We start from the raw sequence: 17,967 nt of genomic DNA on the forward strand, positions 1-17,967 counted from the left end.
TGGCATTTATTGATAATAAATATCAACTAATACATTGCTGGTGACAAATCCTGCACCAACGGGAAGTAACGGATCAATTTTTTGCATTCGTGTATAAAATTGCCACGATGAATTATTCATGTTTGCAGAGGCAACTGGCCAGACTGTGCGAAACTGCCCTGTTGGTGACAGCACATTCACTGTGTCCGATGACTGATTATTTTGGCTAAAAATCACGATTCCTACATTTTGTGCACCGCCGACATGATTATTGGCGAATATCTGTTGGCTACCAGTGGCCATTACACCACTGACAGGTTTAAATTCTATATGCAACTGGCTTGATGTTGTGCCAGCGGAGGGGCAATCTTTTACTGTCACAGTAAAGGTCTTTCCGCCTGGATAATTATCTTCCGCACTAACATTACTGGCAAAATATCCCACTCCAACAGTGCCAAGGTTAACCAACCCCTGGTTGCTGATTTCGCTTTGACAAGTTCTGTTTTCAACAGTGGTCATAACGTTTAGGCCAATGTTATCCGTGATGGCTATAGAAAACGTGCTGAATAATAATAAGCTCAGAGTAATGCTTGCAAATATCCCATAATGTAATGATTTCATCTGCATTATTATTATCCTTTTATTCGTAGGTGAAATTGAATGTCGCAAGTGCTTTAAAATTACCTGCTCTTCCTGAACCTGGTCGGGTTTCGCGAAGTGCTACCGTCATCTCAAGTTCCGGTTTTGTTAATCCCTCTCCCCAGGAAATCTTTTTAGAACCATCTGGGGGAATAAATTCAGTGTCAGAGGCATTTCGAAGTTTAATCCCCATAGCAATATATTCTGTGGTGGATGAATTATCTGAAGTTAATGGAGAAATTAAATAGGGTAACTCTACTGAAGGATTCCCTGCCAGCGATGTCGTAATCTTGCCTATGTTACCATCACAATTAGCGACCAGTTTAAAGTCGGCTTGTGCTTCTGGCATCTTGTTTATGATTTTATCCAGAGCAACATTTAATATCCGTAGCGTGTACTGATTATTGCCATCAGCGGTGACGCGTGTCCCTTCCAGAGTGATATTACATGTCGTGCCTTTGATTGTGGCAACAAAATCAACATTAATATCTTGTGCCAGTGCGCCGGGCAGTAAAAAAATGCCTGCCAGGAGTACTATTTTATACCGTGTGTTTTTTATCATTGTCATCTCTCTTTCGTATTATTGGAGCTGGCAAAGAATATTATTGAGAATAATCGTTTGCTGGATTTTCTCCGATGTCACATTGGGTTGCTGGTACTGCGCAATACAGGTTTTGGGCATGCTGGCTTCCAGCCAGGTGATTTTTATCGTGCCCTGCTGCTGAATACCGCGAACAAATGCCTGCCCGCCCTGCCCAACGTTGCCAATGATTGCATTTGTTTCATCATGAATATCGGCGGCGAAGGGGATACCTTTTCCGTCACTGCGTTTGATATTCATAATCGCAGATTGTCCCTGATTGGTTTCAAAACCAGCAAAGATAACCGAGCCCTGGCGTGGTACGGCAACCGTACTGGTGCTCTTCATTTCGATGTCGTTTTCCAGGTTTTCAGTGTCCAGAGCAATTTTGTTTTCCTGGTATGGTGAAAGAGCACTGGTTACGCCATATCCCCAACGGTCAACGGTATTGTTGCCGTAGTTAATACGCGCCCCTTTTGCACCCGGTGCTTTAACCAGAGCAATGGTGTCATTATCACTGAAACTGTCGTTGCTGAACGTCAGTCCTCCGCTGTGCAACACAAATCCACCATCTGTATTAACGGAGTACTGGCGGTTATTATCGCTGGTAGTAGAGACTGACCCAGCTAGCGTTCCCCATGGCGATTCATAGCTGGCATAACCCCCAATGTTGCTGAGATCTTTGCCGGTTTTATTCATCCCATAACCCGCGTTCACGCTATAGCTCACGCGGTTATCGTTGCTATAACCGCTACTGCTCATATTGAACTGATTATTACCATCCATATTGGTACTAAGTTGTGTATCAATACTTTGGAAACCGGAATCACGGTGCTCCGTACCCATCAGCTTTTCGATAGGTATCGAAAAGCTGAGGTAAATACTGTTTTCTGTTTGGCTGTACTCATCCCAGGATCGTTGAGCGCTGATACTGTAGCTTCCCCATGAAGCGCTGTTACTGTAGCCGACCGAATAGTTGCTACGGCTCTTACTGCCCCCCCAGTAATCAGACCAGCTTCCAGATGTATAGAACGAGCCATAATCATCCTTCCCAAAGCGTAGCGGTTGGTTAATGCTTACGGTGAACTGGTTTTTCATGCGCCCGTAGTTGCGCATAGTTTTGGGATCAAGATCCTGAGTGGGATGTTCAACTTCATCAATAAGTGTTAATGCATCATTCAGGCCCAGATAGTCCTGCGTGGAGTAGCGGTAAGCCGCGATGTTTAATGATGTATCTGTCAGGTCAAAAAATTTGTTCCAGGAGATGCGATAGCTTTGCCCCTGGTACCTTTTATCATCCGGTATATCGACACTGGAGTGGGTGACATCGAAGGAAATTGCGCCGACAGAAGTATTCATCCCAATGCCAAGTAAGCCTGCAGCATAATGATTATCTGTGACCTGAAAACCAGTATAGCCAGTGAAAAGGTTACTTAAACCACGGTAATAGGTCGCTTGTAGTAAGTTTGGTTCATGATGCAAGTCGTCTTTATTAATTTGCCCGCCGCTGATATCCCAGCGAGAAACACCCGGGCGCAGCATTTGAATTACTGAAGAAAATGGCTGAGAAAATGTACGCTTGCTGCCATCAGCTTCTTCAATGGTTACGATAAGATCGCTGCCATACCCTGACGGGCTGAGATCATCAATGACAAAAGGTCCCGGTGGAACAGTGGTTTCATAAATTTTGTATCCACTCTGGGTGATGCTGACTTTGGCGTTAGTATTTGCTACACCACGAATTGTCGGGGCGAAGTTTGCCAATACAGGCGGCAGCATTCGGCTGTCGCTGTATAAGCGAATGCCGCGGATACTAACGGAGTCGAACGTTTCACCTGTGGTGTAGGATTCCCCCATAATGAGCTGCGAGCGAATAGCGGTAATGTCGCGCTGGACGTAGCGATTCATAAACTCAACATTGCTTCCCGCGTCGTTTCTCCAGCTATAGTTACCGCTGCTACGCAGACGCCAGGCCCCTAAATTGACGCCACCATTGAACGATGTATAAACGCTATCATTTGTATAATTTGAATTTTCACTGCGATAAGCGTTGATGTTATAAGACAGCGTAGCCGCGTTAATGCCATTTTCCCAAAGTGATGGGTCCACATAGTTTTGATAATTCTTCATCACCCATGCCTGGGGAACATTGATATCCAGACGTTGTTCAGAGGGGTCATAGTTCACTGAGGATTTAGGTATGGCTAACGACAGGTCAAGACAGTTGCCAAGCGTTTCATCCCGTGGAAGAAGGATAGTATTTTCCTCGTCTGCCGGGGGTGTCTTGATATGCAGTTGTAGTAGATTTTTCAGGGTAATACAGGCTTGAGCATTCTTTTTATCGGGGATCGCGATAAAGGGGATCTCCAGGTTAGCAACAGGTTGCTCGTTAACATAGATGCTAACATCGTAAACACCAGGCAAAGTCGGGTTGCCATCGCTATAGCGGCTAACATCAATACTGGAAGCGTTGCCACCCATTAAAAAGGTAGGGTCATACTCAACACTTTCGGCTCCGATGGTAGCGCCGCTATACATGATTGAGCAATACATTGCGATACGCGTAAGATTATGGCGTTTAGTCGATGTCGTTGTTTTCATTACATTGGCTTCCTGCTGCATAAGGTCCCTAGTCTTACAAATTGACATCGCCTTCAATTGCGCCGCCAAAATCATTAATCGTGGAGAAATGTACCTTTCCTGACGTTGCTTTCCCGCCTGAACCGCTTATGGTGAAAATCTCTTCGCTTTTCGGTGCAACCATTTTTACATTGAGCGGGTTCGACTTACCGCCAGCGATTAACTCTGCGTTATTGAAAGAGACGTAATAAGGCGTTGGGTTATATACACTCAGGCCAGACTTCCCTTCAGCCCATTTCCATTTCAGGGCTAATGGTGCTTCAGACGGGTTACCGTTTAATCCTGCCGGACGATAGAACAGCTTGATACGGGTACGGAAAGCCAGTTGTAACAGGCTCTGATTCTCTACTTTTGAAGCATCTGGTTTTGGGGGCACTTCCAGCACGTTAAACCAGAATACGCTTTCTTTGTCGCTGGGGAGTACGGTGCTGCCGGTATACATCAATTTGATGGTTTGACCGCGTTTAGCATCAATACGTGAAACGGGAGGTGTTGCCGTAAATGGTACATTAATGCTTCCTGGCTCAGCGTTATCGTCACCGGTATCCAGCCAGCTTTGTACTAACAGGTGGCTATTGCCTTTATTCTCCAGGCGTACGCTAACGCTTTTTTGATCACTTTTATAAATGACGCGTGTACCGGAAATAACAATATCAGCCATAACAGGCATACTAAATGCCATACTACTGGCAACACATAATGCGACAATATTCTTTTTATTTAACAAAATATACCATCCATGACATGAATTGTTTTCAAGACAAGGGGGCGACAATAGGTGTCGCACCCTTGTAGTAATTTAAATCACCAACGAATAACTTAATTGTAGGTGATGGTGTAAGCTGTGTTGGTTCTTACATAACCAGCCGTTGCTGGTGTTGAGTCGTCTTCACGAACATAGGAGGCTTTGAAGTCAAAGACTGCAACATTATTGGTTAATGCTTTAGTGTAAGCATCAGATGCGTTATTAATTTTGACTTGTTTAACAGTGGTGCCGTCAATGTTGTGCAGGGCGATATTCACACCAGATGACGGGGTGGTGATGGACATATCGTTATTCAAAGTGCCACGACTGTTACCAAAGAAAACTGAACCGAATGTCAGAGTCGGTTGGCCTCCCGGAGTCGCTTTGCTGCAGTCTACAGTAATGCTAAACGGTTTCGCTTTGGCACCGACAGCAGTTTCAGATACACCAGCGGTAATTTCAGCAACCGTTGCAGTTTGCAGAAGAACCAGGCCATCTTGCTTGCCGCCATCAACTTTTGTTTCACAGGTGTTATCGCTAACCAAGCCACTGATGTTAATCTGACCACCGTCCATATCAGCAGAAGCAGTACCTGCAACCATTGCCAGCATAAGACCAGACAGGGCAAAACCTAATTTTTTAGACATAATAATCCTTGAATTATATTCCATGAGTTTAACTACAATCGGGTGCTTTCAGACAAAGAATCCCGATAGAGAAAAATAGATTGTTTTGTTAATGATGAATGTGAAGATTTACTGAATGTAACATCTGTTCATCACCAAGTGGGATATTGTGCATATTTAAATTTATATATCCACTTAATTCATCTTTAAGTAAAACTTAATGTACAAAGCAGGAAAAATATTGTATGTGAGGCGGAAGGTGTTAACGGGGTATATAATATTAATTATGGTTGTAGCTTAGGGAATATATTAATTGCAATGGGGTAAGGCTATTTTTCGGAATTTATTTATATTCATGAAATCATTAAATCACCATTTGTTTAATTCATGAAATTTATTTATTTTTAATAAATTTCCTAATGCTGTTCCATCAGGAAACACCAGCTCCGGCGCAATTTCAAACAGCGGCCACAGCATAAATCCACGATTCTTCATATCGTAGTGCGGAACGGTCAGGCGTTCGGTATTTATTACTTCATTACCAAATAGCATGATGTCGAGATCCAGTGTGCGCGGCCCCCAGCGTTCCGCTTTACGGACGCGACCTTGTTGTAACTCAATACGTTGTGTGTGGTTGAGTAACTCTTCAGGTGCAAGAGAGGTTTCCAGCGCCACGGCTGCGTTTAAGTAATCGGGTTGATCTTGCGGCCCCAGCGGTGGGGTGCGGTAAAACGAAGAAACGGCAAGAATGTGGCTTTCAGGGATATCGCCTAATGCTTTCAGGGCAGCATTGACCTGCTCCAGCGGAGAGGCCAGATTGCTGCCTATGGCAATATACGCCACTGTCATGCGGTACCCTCACGACGCGGTGCGCGTTTGCGTGGACGACGAGAACGGCGACGCGGTGACGGCTCTTCATCCAGCTCGTTGAGCATCCCTTTTTGATCTGGTGGCGCGGAAACCTGGAACTCCCCCCACCATTTCACAAGACGCTGCAGTTCAGCGTTACGTTCAACTTCAGCTCGCAAGGCCAACAGGTCATAAGCCGCACGGAACTTAGGATGCTCCAGCAGTTTCCAGGCGCGTTTACCCTGACGTCGGGACATACGCAACTGCAACTGCCAGATATCGCGGGTTAACGTCGTCAGACGTTTCGGGATCGCCAGTGAACGGCAGGCTTCGTCCAGCACGTCGTTCATCGCCAGCGCGAAAGCGTCGTGATAGGTCAGGCCGCTTTCCTGGGCGATCTTCTGTGCCGTCTCCAGCAGTGGGTACCAGAACATGGCGGCAAACAGGAACGCCGGGTTCACGCGCATATCGTTATGGATACGCGTATCGGTATTCTTCAGCACCTGTTCAATGATCCGCTCCATCGGGCTGTCGCCATTTTCCGTGAAGTAGCGGGTAATGGTCGGGAACAGCGGCTGGAACAGATGATATTCACACAGCAGCTTATAGGTTTCGTAACCGTAGCCCGCTTGTAGCAGTTTAAGCGATTCTTCAAACAGGCGTGCCGGTGGGATATCGTTCAGCAGGGTAGCGAGGCGAGGGATCGGTTCTGCGGTTTCCGGGCTGATGCGCATACCCAATTTGGCGGCAAAACGTACCGCACGCAGCATCCGTACCGGATCTTCACGGTAGCGCGTTTCCGGGTTACCAATCAGACGGATAACGCCGTCTTTCAGATCCTTCATGCCGCCAACGTAATCACGGACGGTAAAATCTGCCACGCTGTAATACAGGCTGTTGATAGTGAAATCGCGGCGCTGGGCGTCTTCTTCGATGGAGCCGAAAATGTTGTCGCGCAGCAACATGCCGTTTTGCCCGCGTTGGGAGGTCGTGCGGTCGCTGATGTTACCTTCGTGGTGTCCACGGAAGGTCGCAACTTCGATAATCTCCGGGCCAAACATCACATGAGCCAGACGGAAACGGCGACCCACCAGGCGGCAGTTACGGAACAGTTTGCGCACCTGCTCAGGCGTGGCGTTAGTGGTTACGTCAAAATCTTTCGGCTTTTTGCCAAGTAACAGGTCGCGCACGCCGCCGCCAACCAGCCAGGCTTCGTATCCCGCTTTATTGAGCCTGTACATTACCTTCAGGGCATTTTCACTGATATCTTTGCGGGAAATAGCATGCTGCTCACGCGGGATCACCGTCACCTGTGGACGGGCGACTGCCTGTTCAGCCTCGCTTTCCTCGCGGCTTAGCACCTTGCGGCAAAAATTAGCGACTCGGGTAAAAATAGTACACCTCGGTAGTGTCAAACATCATTCAGGACAAAAAAATAGCGGCTAATCATAGCTCAGCATGACGCATTTGAGAATGTTGAATTTACAATTGCCGACTCAGGCACGGCGGTGAGCCGCCAGTTTTTGACGGCTGACTGAAGGATTTGCTCGACGCTGAAATCCTGCCAGTGTGTTTCTACCTGCTGACCCAGAAAATGAAGTGCCGCGATTAACACCGGGCGTGGATCGCCTTTCGGCAACGCAGGCGCATGATTCTGCTTGGAAAGTTTAGCGCCTTGTGGATTAAGCGCCAGCGGTAAATGGATGTAATCTGGCACTTTCCAGCCAAAAAGCTGGTACAGCGAGATTTGCCGCACTGTCGGTTCGATCAAATCTGCCCCGCGGACAATTTCGCTCACGCCCTGGAAGTGATCATCCACCACCACCGCCAGGTTATAGGCAAACAAACCATCACGGCGATGAATAATAAAATCTTCCCGTGCCAGTTTTTCGTCGGCGTGAATAATGCCGCGCAGCAGGTCAGTAAACTGGGTGACCGGATGCTGCTGGCGGATACGTACTGCGGCGTTGTCTGGTCCATGATGTAATTCCCGGCAATGACCGTCGTAAATACCGCCAATGCTTTGAATACGCGCACGCGTGCAGGTGCAGTAATAACTTAATCCTTGCTCATGTAACCAGGCGAGTGCTTCGCGATAGGCGTGGTGACGTTGCGATTGCCAGAGAACGTCGCCGTCCCAGTGCAGACCGTAATGTTCCAGCTGGCGCAGGATAGTCTCTGCGGCACCGGGAACTTCACGAGGCGGGTCGATATCTTCAATGCGTACCAGCCAGCGACCTTGCCTAGCGCGAGCCTGTAAATAGCTGCCAAGCGCGGCAATCAGAGAGCCAAAATGAAGCTCGCCGGAAGGAGAGGGGGCAAAGCGGCCAATATAGTGTGTGTCTGTCATCTCTTTGAACAAAAAATAAGGCGGGAGCATTTCCCGCCTGTGGTAAACGTGATGGAACGGCTGTAATTAGCCAGCCATCTGTTTTTCGCGAATTTCAGCCAGCGTTTTGCAGTCGATGCACAGATCGGCTGTCGGGCGCGCTTCCAGACGGCGAATACCAATTTCAACACCGCAGGATTCGCAGTAGCCGAAATCTTCGTCTTCCACTTTTTTCAGCGTTTTCTCGATCTTTTTGATCAGCTTACGCTCGCGATCGCGGTTACGCAGTTCGAGGCTGAACTCTTCTTCCTGGGCTGCACGGTCTACCGGGTCCGGGAAGTTGGCTGCTTCATCCTGCATATGTGTAACGGTGCGATCGACTTCATCCCTGAGTTGATTACGCCATGCTTCCAGAATACGACGGAAGTGCGCCAGCTGGGCTTCATTCATATACTCTTCGCCCGGCTTCTCCTGATATGGTTCCACCCCAGCGATGGCGAGAATACTCAGGGACGATGTTTTACGGTTTTGCCCTTCTTGCATGTTGCTTCTCCTTAACACGCACTATCGATCCCCATGTTCGGGGGAAAAATGAGGCCGCTATAAATAGCAGATGCTTTTCCGGATAGCAATTATCTAAACGTAACACTTGACAACTGTGTGAGGAAAAGCGTATTTGCGCACGCGACCAGAATGTAAATTAACCAGTTACTTACTCTACTACAATGTAACCGGTAGTGATTTTTTAAGAGCCATGCCTTCGGCAGAAAGTTCCGCTTTGTAAGCCAGAATTTCTACCCCCCTCTGTTGAGCTTCTGACAATAGTTGCGCGTATTTCTCATCGATGTGGCGCGCGGGTGAAAACCGTGTAATGGCTGAATGCAGCACGGCAAAAAAGATAACCGCACGCTGGCCTTCAGCCGCTACGCTCATCAACTCCCGAAGGTGTTTCTGACCTCGTTCAGTGACCGCATCGGGAAAATATCCCTGTTCGTTTTCCGCTAACGTAACCGATTTCACTTCAATATAGCAGTCTGGACGCGAATCCGCCTGCAACATAAAGTCAATACGGCTGCGTTCTGCGCCGTATTTAACTTCGCTTTTCAGCGAGCTATAGCCTGACAGTTCTGAAATTGATTCATTAAGGATAGCCTCTTTCGTCAACCTGTTAGCCCAAAGCGTATTGACGCAAATAATTGCGCCGCTCTGGCTTTGAGTCAATTCCCAGGTGTGTGGGTATTTCCGTTTGGTGTTGTCTGAAGTCGAATACCAGACGGTATCGCCAGGCGTTGCACAACCGGTCATCGCACCCGTATTCGGGCAGTGTAGCGTTAATTCGCGACCATCGGGTGTGATCACATCGGCTAAAAAACGTTTGTAACGCTGAATTAGCGTCGCGCGCTGTAGAGGGGGAGAAAATTCCATTACGACAATCCTTGTTATTGCGTTAGCGCCCAGCGTTTTAGCGGCGTGTAGCGTGTGCGTCCACGGGCAAACGAGGAGGCGTAAAGGGTGAACTCCGTCACCGTATACGACCAGTTAAAACCTGGCGGCGGGATTGTCACCGCCTCGCTGGCGTCGCGCAATAAGGTAATATGTGGATGAAACGGACGATTGCTTTGAAAACAACCGCTGCGGGCAGCCTGTGAACGGAGCATATTCGCCAGCTGGATTAAGCCGCGTGGTGGTTGACGCATCCCTAACCACACCACACGCGAACGCAGCCATTGACCGGCGTCATCAAGCGTGAGTGTGAAACCCGGTTGACGAATCCGCCCGGCTAAAAGAGAAAGCGCCTTCTCTTTCTCGGCGCTCACTTCGCCTAAAAATGCCAGAGTCAGATGCAAATTATCGGCGGCGACCGGACGTCCCGCGTCAGGTGGGAAGTGTGTGGCGCGCCAGTGGATAATCTGTTCGCGGATTTCTGCAGGTAAGTCGATAGCAAAGAACAGCCGTTGCGGTTCAGACATGTGAGGCACTCGGTTATGAACTACCGCGATGCTACAATGTGGCTCGAAGAATGTTAACCCTCTGGAGCGTTTTGTGTCGTCGTTGCCCGTTGCTGCCGTCTTACCTGAATTACTTACCGCTCTCGATTGTGCGCCGCAGGTATTATTAAGTGCGCCGACTGGGGCCGGGAAATCAACCTGGCTGCCGCTGCAACTGCTGGCGCATCCCGGCATTAACGGGAAAATTATCCTTCTGGAGCCGCGTCGTCTGGCGGCGCGTAACGTTGCGCAACGACTGGCGGAGCTGCTTAACGAAAAGCCAGGCGATACCGTTGGCTACCGGATGCGTGCGCAAAACTGCGTCGGGCCGAATACCCGCCTGGAAGTGGTTACCGAAGGCGTGCTGACGCGCATGATCCAACGTGACCCGGAACTGAGCGGTGTTGGATTGGTGATCCTCGATGAGTTTCATGAGCGCAGCTTGCAGGCGGATTTGGCGTTGGCGCTGTTACTCGATGTGCAACAAGGTCTGCGTGATGACCTTAAACTGCTGATTATGTCGGCTACGCTGGACAACGACCGCTTGCAGCAAATGCTGCCAGAAGCGCCCGTCATCATCTCAGAAGGGCGCTCGTTTCCGGTTGAACGCCGTTATTTACCACTGCCCACGCATCAGCGTTTTGACGAAGCCGTTGCGGTAGCCACCGCCGAAATACTGCGTCAGGAAAGTGGATCATTACTGTTATTTTTACCTGGCGTCGGAGAAATTCAGCGCGTGCAGGAACAACTGGTTTCGCGCATCGGCAGTGATGTGTTGCTCTGCCCGCTGTATGGCGCGTTGTCGCTGAACGATCAGCGAAAAGCGATCCTTCCGGCACCGCAAGGGATGCGCAAAGTGGTGCTGGCGACCAATATTGCTGAAACAAGTTTAACCATCGAAGGTATTCGTCTGGTGGTGGATTGTGCCCAGGAGCGTGTGGCGCGTTTTGATCCGCGCACGGGGCTTACGCGGTTGATTACTCAACGCGTTAGTCAGGCATCCATGACGCAGCGTGCCGGGCGCGCCGGGCGTCTGGAGCCGGGTATCTGCCTGCATTTAATCGCCAAAGAACAAGCAGAACGCGCTGCCGCGCAAAGTGAACCGGAGATCTTACAAAGCGATCTTTCCGGTTTGCTGATGGAATTACTGCAATGGGGATGCAGCGATCCGGCGCAGATGAGCTGGCTGGATCAACCGCCAGCAGTGAATTTACTGGCCGCGAAACGCCTGTTACGGATGCTGGGGGCGCTGGACGGTGAACGGCTTAGTGCGCAGGGGCAAAAAATGGCGGCGCTGGGTAACGATCCGCGTTTAGCAGCAATGGTGGTGAGAGCGAAGAGCGACGACGAAGCTGCTACCGCTGCAAAAATTGCCGCTATTCTCGAAGAGCCGCCACGGGTGGGCAATTGTGACCTGGGCGTGGCGTTTTCGCGCAATCAACCCGCCTGGCAGCAACGTAGTCAGCAACTGTTAAAACGTTTAAACGTACGCGGCGGTGAGGCAGACAGTTCTCTTATCGCGCCGCTACTTGCCGGGGCGTATGCCGATCGCATTGCTCGTCGCCGTGGGCAAGATGGACGCTATCAACTGGCAAACGGCATGGGGGCGATGCTCGATGCCGACGATGCGCTAAGCCGCCACGAATGGTTGATCGCACCGTTATTATTGCAGGGCAGCGCCTCGCCGGATGCGCGGATTTTACTGGCGCTGCCGGTCGATATTGATGAGTTAGTACAACGCTGCCCGCAGCTGGTACAGCAGTCTGACACTGTGGAGTGGGATGACGCGCAAGGTACGCTGAAAGCCTGGCGTCGGCTGCAAATCGGTCAGTTGACGGTGAAAGTGCAGCCACTGGCGAAACCCTCGGAAGACGAGTTGCATCAGGCGATGCTTAACGGCATTCGTGATAAAGGTTTAAGCGTGCTCAACTGGACGGCGGAAGCGGAACAGCTACGCTTGCGTTTGTTATGCGCCGCAAAGTGGTTGCCGGAATATGACTGGCCAGCGGTTGATGATGAAAGTTTATTGGCGGCGCTGGAAACGTGGCTGCTGCCACATATGACTGGCGTACATTCACTACGCGGCCTGAAATCACTCGACATTTATCAGGCACTACGCGGATTACTTGATTGGGGAATGCAGCAACGTCTGGATAGTGAATTGCCTGCGCATTACACTGTGCCGACGGGAAGCCGGATCGCCATTCGTTATCATGAAGATAATCCGCCCGCGCTGGCGGTGAGAATGCAGGAGATGTTTGGTGAGGCCACCAATCCGACGATCGCTCAGGGGCGCGTGCCGCTGGTGCTGGAGTTGCTTTCACCCGCCCAAAGGCCGCTGCAAATCACGCGTGATTTGGGGGCCTTCTGGAAAGGGGCGTATCGTGAGGTGCAAAAGGAGATGAAAGGGCGTTATCCCAAACATGTCTGGCCGGACGACCCGGCAAATACTGCACCGACGCGACGGACGAAAAAGTATTCGTGAAGACCAAAGCAAATTTGAGAGATATCTTCTTCTGTCTTGCAACAGAAGAACAGAAAATCGGGCTTTTGCGCCTGAATATTGCGGAGAAAAAGCATGGCCGGGAATGACCGCGAGCCAATTGGACGCAAAGGGAAACCGACGCGTCCGGTCAAACAAAAGGTAAGCCGTCGTCGTTACGAAGATGACGATTACGACGATTATGATGACTATGAGGATGAAGAACCGATGCCGCGCAAAGGTAAGGGCAAAGGCAAAGGGCGTAAGCCTCGTGGCAAACGCGGCTGGCTATGGCTGCTGCTAAAACTGGCTATCGTTTTTGCCGTGCTGATCGCCATTTACGGCGTTTATCTCGATCAAAAAATTCGCAGCCGTATTGATGGCAAGGTCTGGCAATTGCCCGCGGCAGTTTATGGCCGAATGGTCAACCTTGAGCCAGACATGACCATCAGCAAGAACGAGATGGTGAAGCTGCTGGAGGCAACACAGTATCGTCAGGTGTCGAAAATGACCCGTCCCGGCGAATTTACCGTGCAGGCCAACAGCATTGAGATGATTCGCCGTCCGTTTGATTTCCCGGACAGTAAAGAAGGGCAGGTGCGTGCGCGTCTGACCTTTGATGGCGATCATCTGGCGACGATCGTCAATATGGAGAACAACCGTCAGTTCGGTTTCTTCCGTCTTGATCCGCGTCTGATCACCATGATCTCCTCGCCAAACGGTGAGCAGCGTTTGTTTGTGCCGCGCAGTGGTTTCCCTGATTTGCTGGTGGATACTTTGCTGGCGACAGAAGACCGCCATTTCTACGAGCATGATGGGATCAGTCTCTACTCCATCGGACGTGCGGTGCTGGCAAACCTGACCGCCGGACGCACGGTGCAGGGTGCGAGTACGCTGACGCAACAGCTGGTGAAAAACCTGTTCCTCTCCAGCGAGCGCTCTTACTGGCGTAAAGCGAACGAAGCTTACATGGCGCTGATCATGGACGCGCGTTACAGCAAAGACCGTATTCTTGAGCTGTATATGAACGAGGTGTATCTCGGTCAGAGCGGCGACAACGAAATCCGCGGCTTCCCGCTGGCGAGCTTGTATTACTTTGGTCGTCCGGTAGAAGAATTGAGCCTCGATCAGCAGGCGCTGTTGGTGGGTATGGTGAAAGGGGCGTCCATCTACAACCCGTGGCGTAACCCGAAACTGGCGCTGGAGCGACGTAACCTGGTGCTACGTTTGCTGCAACAGCAACAGATTATTGATCAAGAACTCTATGACATGTTGAGTGCACGTCCGCTGGGTGTTCAGCCGCGCGGTGGGGTGATCTCTCCTCAGCCAGCCTTTATGCAACTGGTGCGTCAGGAGCTGCAGGCAAAACTGGGCGATAAGGTAAAAGATCTCTCCGGCGTGAAGATCTTCACTACCTTTGACTCGGTGGCCCAGGACGCGGCAGAAAAAGCCGCCGTGGAAGGCATTCCGGCACTGAAGAAACAGCGTAAGTTGAGCGATCTTGAAACTGCGATTGTGGTCGTCGACCGCTTTAGTGGTGAAGTTCGTGCGATGGTCGGTGGTTCTGAGCCGCAGTTTGCGGGCTACAACCGTGCGATGCAGGCGCGTCGTTCGATTGGTTCTCTTGCAAAACCAGCGACTTATCTGACGGCCTTAAGCCAGCCGAAAATCTATCGCCTGAACACGTGGATTGCGGATGCGCCAATCGCGCTACGTCAGCCGAATGGCCAGGTCTGGTCACCGCAGAACGATGACCGTCGTTATAGCGAAAGCGGCAGAGTGATGCTGGTGGATGCGTTGACCCGTTCGATGAACGTGCCGACGGTGAATCTGGGGATGGCGCTGGGGCTGCCTGCGGTTACGGAGACCTGGATTAAACTGGGCGTACCGAAAGATCAGCTGCATCCGGTTCCGGCAATGCTGCTGGGGGCGTTGAACTTAACGCCAATCGAAGTGGCGCAGGCATTCCAGACCATCGCCAGCGGTGGTAACCGTGCACCGCTTTCTGCGCTGCGTTCAGTCATCGCAGAAGATGGCAAGGTGCTGTATCAGAGCTTCCCGCAGGCAGAACGCGCGGTTCCGGCGCAGGCGGCATATCTGACACTATGGACCATGCAGCAGGTGGTACAACGTGGTACGGGGCGTCAGCTTGGGGCGAAATACCCGAACCTGCATCTGGCAGGGAAAACAGGGACTACCAACAATAACGTAGATACCTGGTTTGCGGGCATTGACGGCAGCACGGTGACCATCACCTGGGTCGGCCGTGATAACAACCAGCCGACCAAACTGTATGGAGCCAGCGGGGCAATGTCGATTTATCAGCGTTATCTGGCTAACCAGACGCCAACGCCGCTAAATCTTGTTCCGCCAGAAGATATTGCAGATATGGGCGTGGACTACGACGGCAACTTTGTTTGCAGCGGTGGTATGCGTGTCTTGCCGGTCTGGACCAGCGATCCGCAATCGCTGTGCCAGCAGAGTGAGATGCAGCAGCAGCCGTCAGGCAATCCGTTTGATCAGTCTTCTCAGCCGCAGCAACAGCCGCAACAGCAACCTGCTCAGCAAGAGCAGAAAGACAGCGACGGTGTAGCCGGTTGGATCAAGGATATGTTTGGTAGTAATTAACGTCTAAGCGTGACATACCGGATGGCGAGCAGCCATCCGGTAAAATAACATCCCACCCAAAGTATTAACCCTTTCTTTTCATCTGGTTGTTTATTAACCCTTCAGGAACGCTCAGATTGCGTACCGCTTGCGAACCCGCCAGCGTTTCGAATATTATCTTATCTTTATAATAATCATTCTCGTTTACGTTATCATTCACTTTACATCAGAGATATACCAATGGCGCGTTCCAAAACTGCTCAGCCAAAACACTCACTGCGTAAAATCGCAGTTGTAGTAGCCACAGCGGTTAGCGGCATGTCTGTTTATGCACAGGCAGCGGTTGAACCGAAAGAAGACACTATCACCGTTACCGCTGCACCTGCGCCGCAAGAAAGCGCATGGGGGCCGGCTGCAACTATTGCGGCGCGACAGTCAGCTACCGGCACTAAAACCGATACGCCGATTCAAAAAGTGCCACAGTCTATTTCTGTTGTGACCGCCGAAGAGATGGCGCTGCATCAGCCGAAGTCGGTAAAAGAAGCGCTTAGCTACACGCCGGGTGTCTCTGTTGGTACGCGTGGCGCATCCAACACCTATGACCACCTGATCATTCGCGGCTTTGCGGCAGAAGGCCAAAGCCAGAATAACTATCTGAATGGCCTGAAGTTGCAGGGCAACTTCTATAACGATGCGGTCATTGACCCGTATATGCTGGAACGCGCTGAAATTATGCGTGGCCCGGTTTCCGTGCTTTACGGTAAAAGCAGCCCTGGCGGTCTGTTGAATATGGTCAGCAAGCGTCCGACTACTGAACCGCTGAAAGAAGTTCAGTTTAAAGCCGGTACTGACAGCCTGTTCCAGACTGGTTTTGACTTTAGCGATGCGCTGGATGATGACGGTGTTTACTCTTATCGCCTGACCGGTCTTGCGCGTTCTGCCAATGCCCAGCAGAAAGGCTCAGAAGAGCAGCGTTATGCTATTGCACCGGCGTTCACCTGGCGTCCGGATGATAAAACCAATTTCACCTTCCTTTCTTACTTCCAGAACGAGCCGGAAACCGGTTATTACGGCTGGTTGCCGAAAGAGGGAACCGTTGAGCCGTTGCCGAACGGTAAGCGTCTGCCGACAGATTTTAACGAAGGGGCGAAGAACAACACCTATTCTCGTAATGAGAAGATGGTGGGCTATAGCTTCGATCACGAATTTAACGACACCTTTACTGTGCGTCAGAACCTGCGCTTTGCTGAAAACAAAACCTCGCAAAACAGCGTTTATGGTTACGGCGTCTGCTCCGATCCGGCGAATGCTTACAGCAAACAGTGTGCGGCATTAGCGCCAGCGGATAAAGGCCATTATCTGGCACGTAAATACGTCGTTGATGATGAGAAGCTGCAAAACTTCTCCGTTGATACCCAGTTGCAGAGCAAGTTTGCCACTGGCGATATCGACCACACCCTGCTGACCGGTGTCGACTTTATGCGTATGCGTAATGACATCAACGCCTGGTTTGGTTACGACGACTCTGTGCCATTGCTCGATCTGTACAATCCGGTGAATACCGATTTCGATTTCAATGCGAAAGATCCGGCAAACTCCGGTCCTTACCGCATTCTGAATAAGCAGAAACAAACGGGCGTTTATGTTCAGGATCAGGCGCAGTGGGATAAAGTGCTGGTCACCCTGGGCGGTCGTTACGACTGGGCAGATCAAGAATCTCTTAACCGCGTAGCGGGAACGACCGATAAACGTGATGACAAACAGTTTACCTGGCGTGGTGGTGTTAACTACCTGTTTGATAATGGTGTAACACCTTACTTCAGCTATAGCGAATCGTTTGAACCTTCTTCGCAAGTTGGGAAGGATGGTAATATTTTTGCACCGTCTAAAGGTAAGCAGTATGAAGTCGGCGTGAAATATGTACCGGAAGATCGTCCAATTGTGGTTACTGGTGCCGTGTATAATCTCACTAAAACCAACAACCTGATGGCGGACCCTGAGGGTTCCTTCTTCTCGGTTGAAGGTGGCGAGATCCGCGCTCGTGGCGTAGAAATCGAAGCGAAAGCGGCGCTGTCGGCGAGTGTTAACGTAGTCGGTTCTTATACTTACACCGATGCGGAATACACCACCGACACTACCTATAAAGGCAATACGCCTGCACAGGTGCCAAAACACATGGCTTCGCTGTGGGCTGACTATACCTTCTTTGACGGTCCGCTTTCAGGTCTGACGCTGGGCACCGGTGGTCGTTATACTGGCTCCAGCTATGGTGATCCGGCTAACTCCTTTAAAGTGGGAAGTTATACGGTCGTGGATGCGTTAGTGCGTTATGATCTGGCACGAGTCGGCATGGCTGGCTCCAACGTGGCGCTGCATGTCAACAACCTGTTCGATCGTGAATACGTCGCCAGCTGCTTTAACACCTATGGCTGCTTCTGGGGCGCAGAACGTCAGGTCGTTGCAACCGCAACCTTCCGCTTCTAATTTCTCTTTTGGGGCACGG

At 50.6% G+C, this 17,967-nt stretch carries 14 protein-coding genes; 3 read left to right on the forward strand and 11 right to left on the reverse strand.

The features are described 5' to 3' along the window. Window positions 1-6: 6 nt before the first annotated feature. The 11 genes from ACJHWK_RS06635 to thpR form a co-directional block, all read right to left on the reverse strand. Window positions 7-606: a fimbrial-like protein gene (locus tag ACJHWK_RS06635; RefSeq protein ID WP_001178095.1), complete on the reverse strand. Its 600-nt coding sequence runs from the start codon at window positions 604-606 to the stop codon at window positions 7-9. Between the two features lie 13 nt (window positions 607-619). Beyond that, window positions 620-1,180: a fimbrial protein gene (locus ACJHWK_RS06640; RefSeq protein WP_000594819.1), complete on the reverse strand. Its 561-nt coding sequence runs from the start codon at window positions 1,178-1,180 to the stop codon at window positions 620-622. Window positions 1,181-1,198: 18 nt separating this feature from the next. After that, the gene (locus tag ACJHWK_RS06645; protein WP_170886338.1) at window positions 1,199-3,799 is read right to left on the reverse strand and encodes an outer membrane usher protein; all 2,601 of its coding nucleotides are present in this window, start codon (window positions 3,797-3,799) and stop codon (window positions 1,199-1,201) included. Window positions 3,800-3,833: 34 nt separating this feature from the next. After that, on the reverse strand, window positions 3,834-4,568 hold the full coding sequence (locus tag ACJHWK_RS06650; protein ID WP_170886343.1) for a fimbrial chaperone: 735 nt from the start codon (window positions 4,566-4,568) through the stop codon (window positions 3,834-3,836). Window positions 4,569-4,657: 89 nt separating this feature from the next. Next, a complete protein-coding gene (locus ACJHWK_RS06655; protein WP_000038432.1) occupies window positions 4,658-5,230 on the reverse strand; it encodes a fimbrial protein in 573 nt (190 codons plus the stop codon). A 348-nt stretch (window positions 5,231-5,578) separates the two neighbouring features. After that, complete coding sequence (gene folK, locus ACJHWK_RS06660) at window positions 5,579-6,058, reverse strand: 2-amino-4-hydroxy-6-hydroxymethyldihydropteridine diphosphokinase (protein ID WP_000215129.1); 480 nt, start codon at window positions 6,056-6,058, stop codon at window positions 5,579-5,581. Beyond that, the gene (gene pcnB / locus ACJHWK_RS06665) at window positions 6,055-7,452 is read right to left on the reverse strand and encodes a polynucleotide adenylyltransferase PcnB (protein WP_203717019.1); all 1,398 of its coding nucleotides are present in this window, start codon (window positions 7,450-7,452) and stop codon (window positions 6,055-6,057) included. Before pcnB ends, folK begins: the two co-directional genes overlap by 4 nt. 59 nt (window positions 7,453-7,511) lie before the next feature. Beyond that, complete coding sequence (gene gluQRS, locus ACJHWK_RS06670; protein ID WP_032141179.1) at window positions 7,512-8,408, reverse strand: tRNA glutamyl-Q(34) synthetase GluQRS; 897 nt, start codon at window positions 8,406-8,408, stop codon at window positions 7,512-7,514. Between the two features lie 66 nt (window positions 8,409-8,474). Further along, window positions 8,475-8,930 (reverse strand): RNA polymerase-binding protein DksA, encoded by a 456-nt coding sequence (gene dksA / locus ACJHWK_RS06675; protein ID WP_001155227.1) that lies wholly within the window; start codon window positions 8,928-8,930, stop codon window positions 8,475-8,477. Between the two features lie 177 nt (window positions 8,931-9,107). Then, complete coding sequence (sfsA, locus tag ACJHWK_RS06680; protein WP_000396050.1) at window positions 9,108-9,812, reverse strand: DNA/RNA nuclease SfsA; 705 nt, start codon at window positions 9,810-9,812, stop codon at window positions 9,108-9,110. Between the two features lie 14 nt (window positions 9,813-9,826). After that, window positions 9,827-10,357: an RNA 2',3'-cyclic phosphodiesterase gene (gene thpR, locus ACJHWK_RS06685; protein ID WP_001294687.1), complete on the reverse strand. Its 531-nt coding sequence runs from the start codon at window positions 10,355-10,357 to the stop codon at window positions 9,827-9,829. Window positions 10,358-10,430: 73 nt separating this feature from the next. Here thpR and hrpB point away from each other — a divergent pair, with 73 nt between their 5' ends. The 3 genes from hrpB to fhuA all read left to right on the forward strand — a co-directional run bounded on the left by hrpB (window position 10,431) and on the right by fhuA (window position 17,948). After that, on the forward strand, window positions 10,431-12,860 hold the full coding sequence (gene hrpB, locus ACJHWK_RS06690; RefSeq protein WP_248422722.1) for an ATP-dependent helicase HrpB: 2,430 nt from the start codon (window positions 10,431-10,433) through the stop codon (window positions 12,858-12,860). Window positions 12,861-12,953: 93 nt separating this feature from the next. Next, entirely contained in the window at window positions 12,954-15,485 is a 2,532-nt protein-coding gene (gene mrcB, locus ACJHWK_RS06695; protein WP_000918206.1) for a bifunctional glycosyl transferase/transpeptidase, read from the forward strand. Between the two features lie 219 nt (window positions 15,486-15,704). Continuing rightward, window positions 15,705-17,948 (forward strand): ferrichrome porin FhuA, encoded by a 2,244-nt coding sequence (fhuA, locus tag ACJHWK_RS06700; protein ID WP_000124416.1) that lies wholly within the window; start codon window positions 15,705-15,707, stop codon window positions 17,946-17,948. The last annotated feature ends 19 nt before the right edge of the window (window positions 17,949-17,967 follow it).

The sequence above is a fragment of the Escherichia sp. WS547 genome, assembly GCF_046486065.1.
Classification (GTDB): Bacteria; Pseudomonadota; Gammaproteobacteria; order Enterobacterales; family Enterobacteriaceae; genus Escherichia; species Escherichia coli.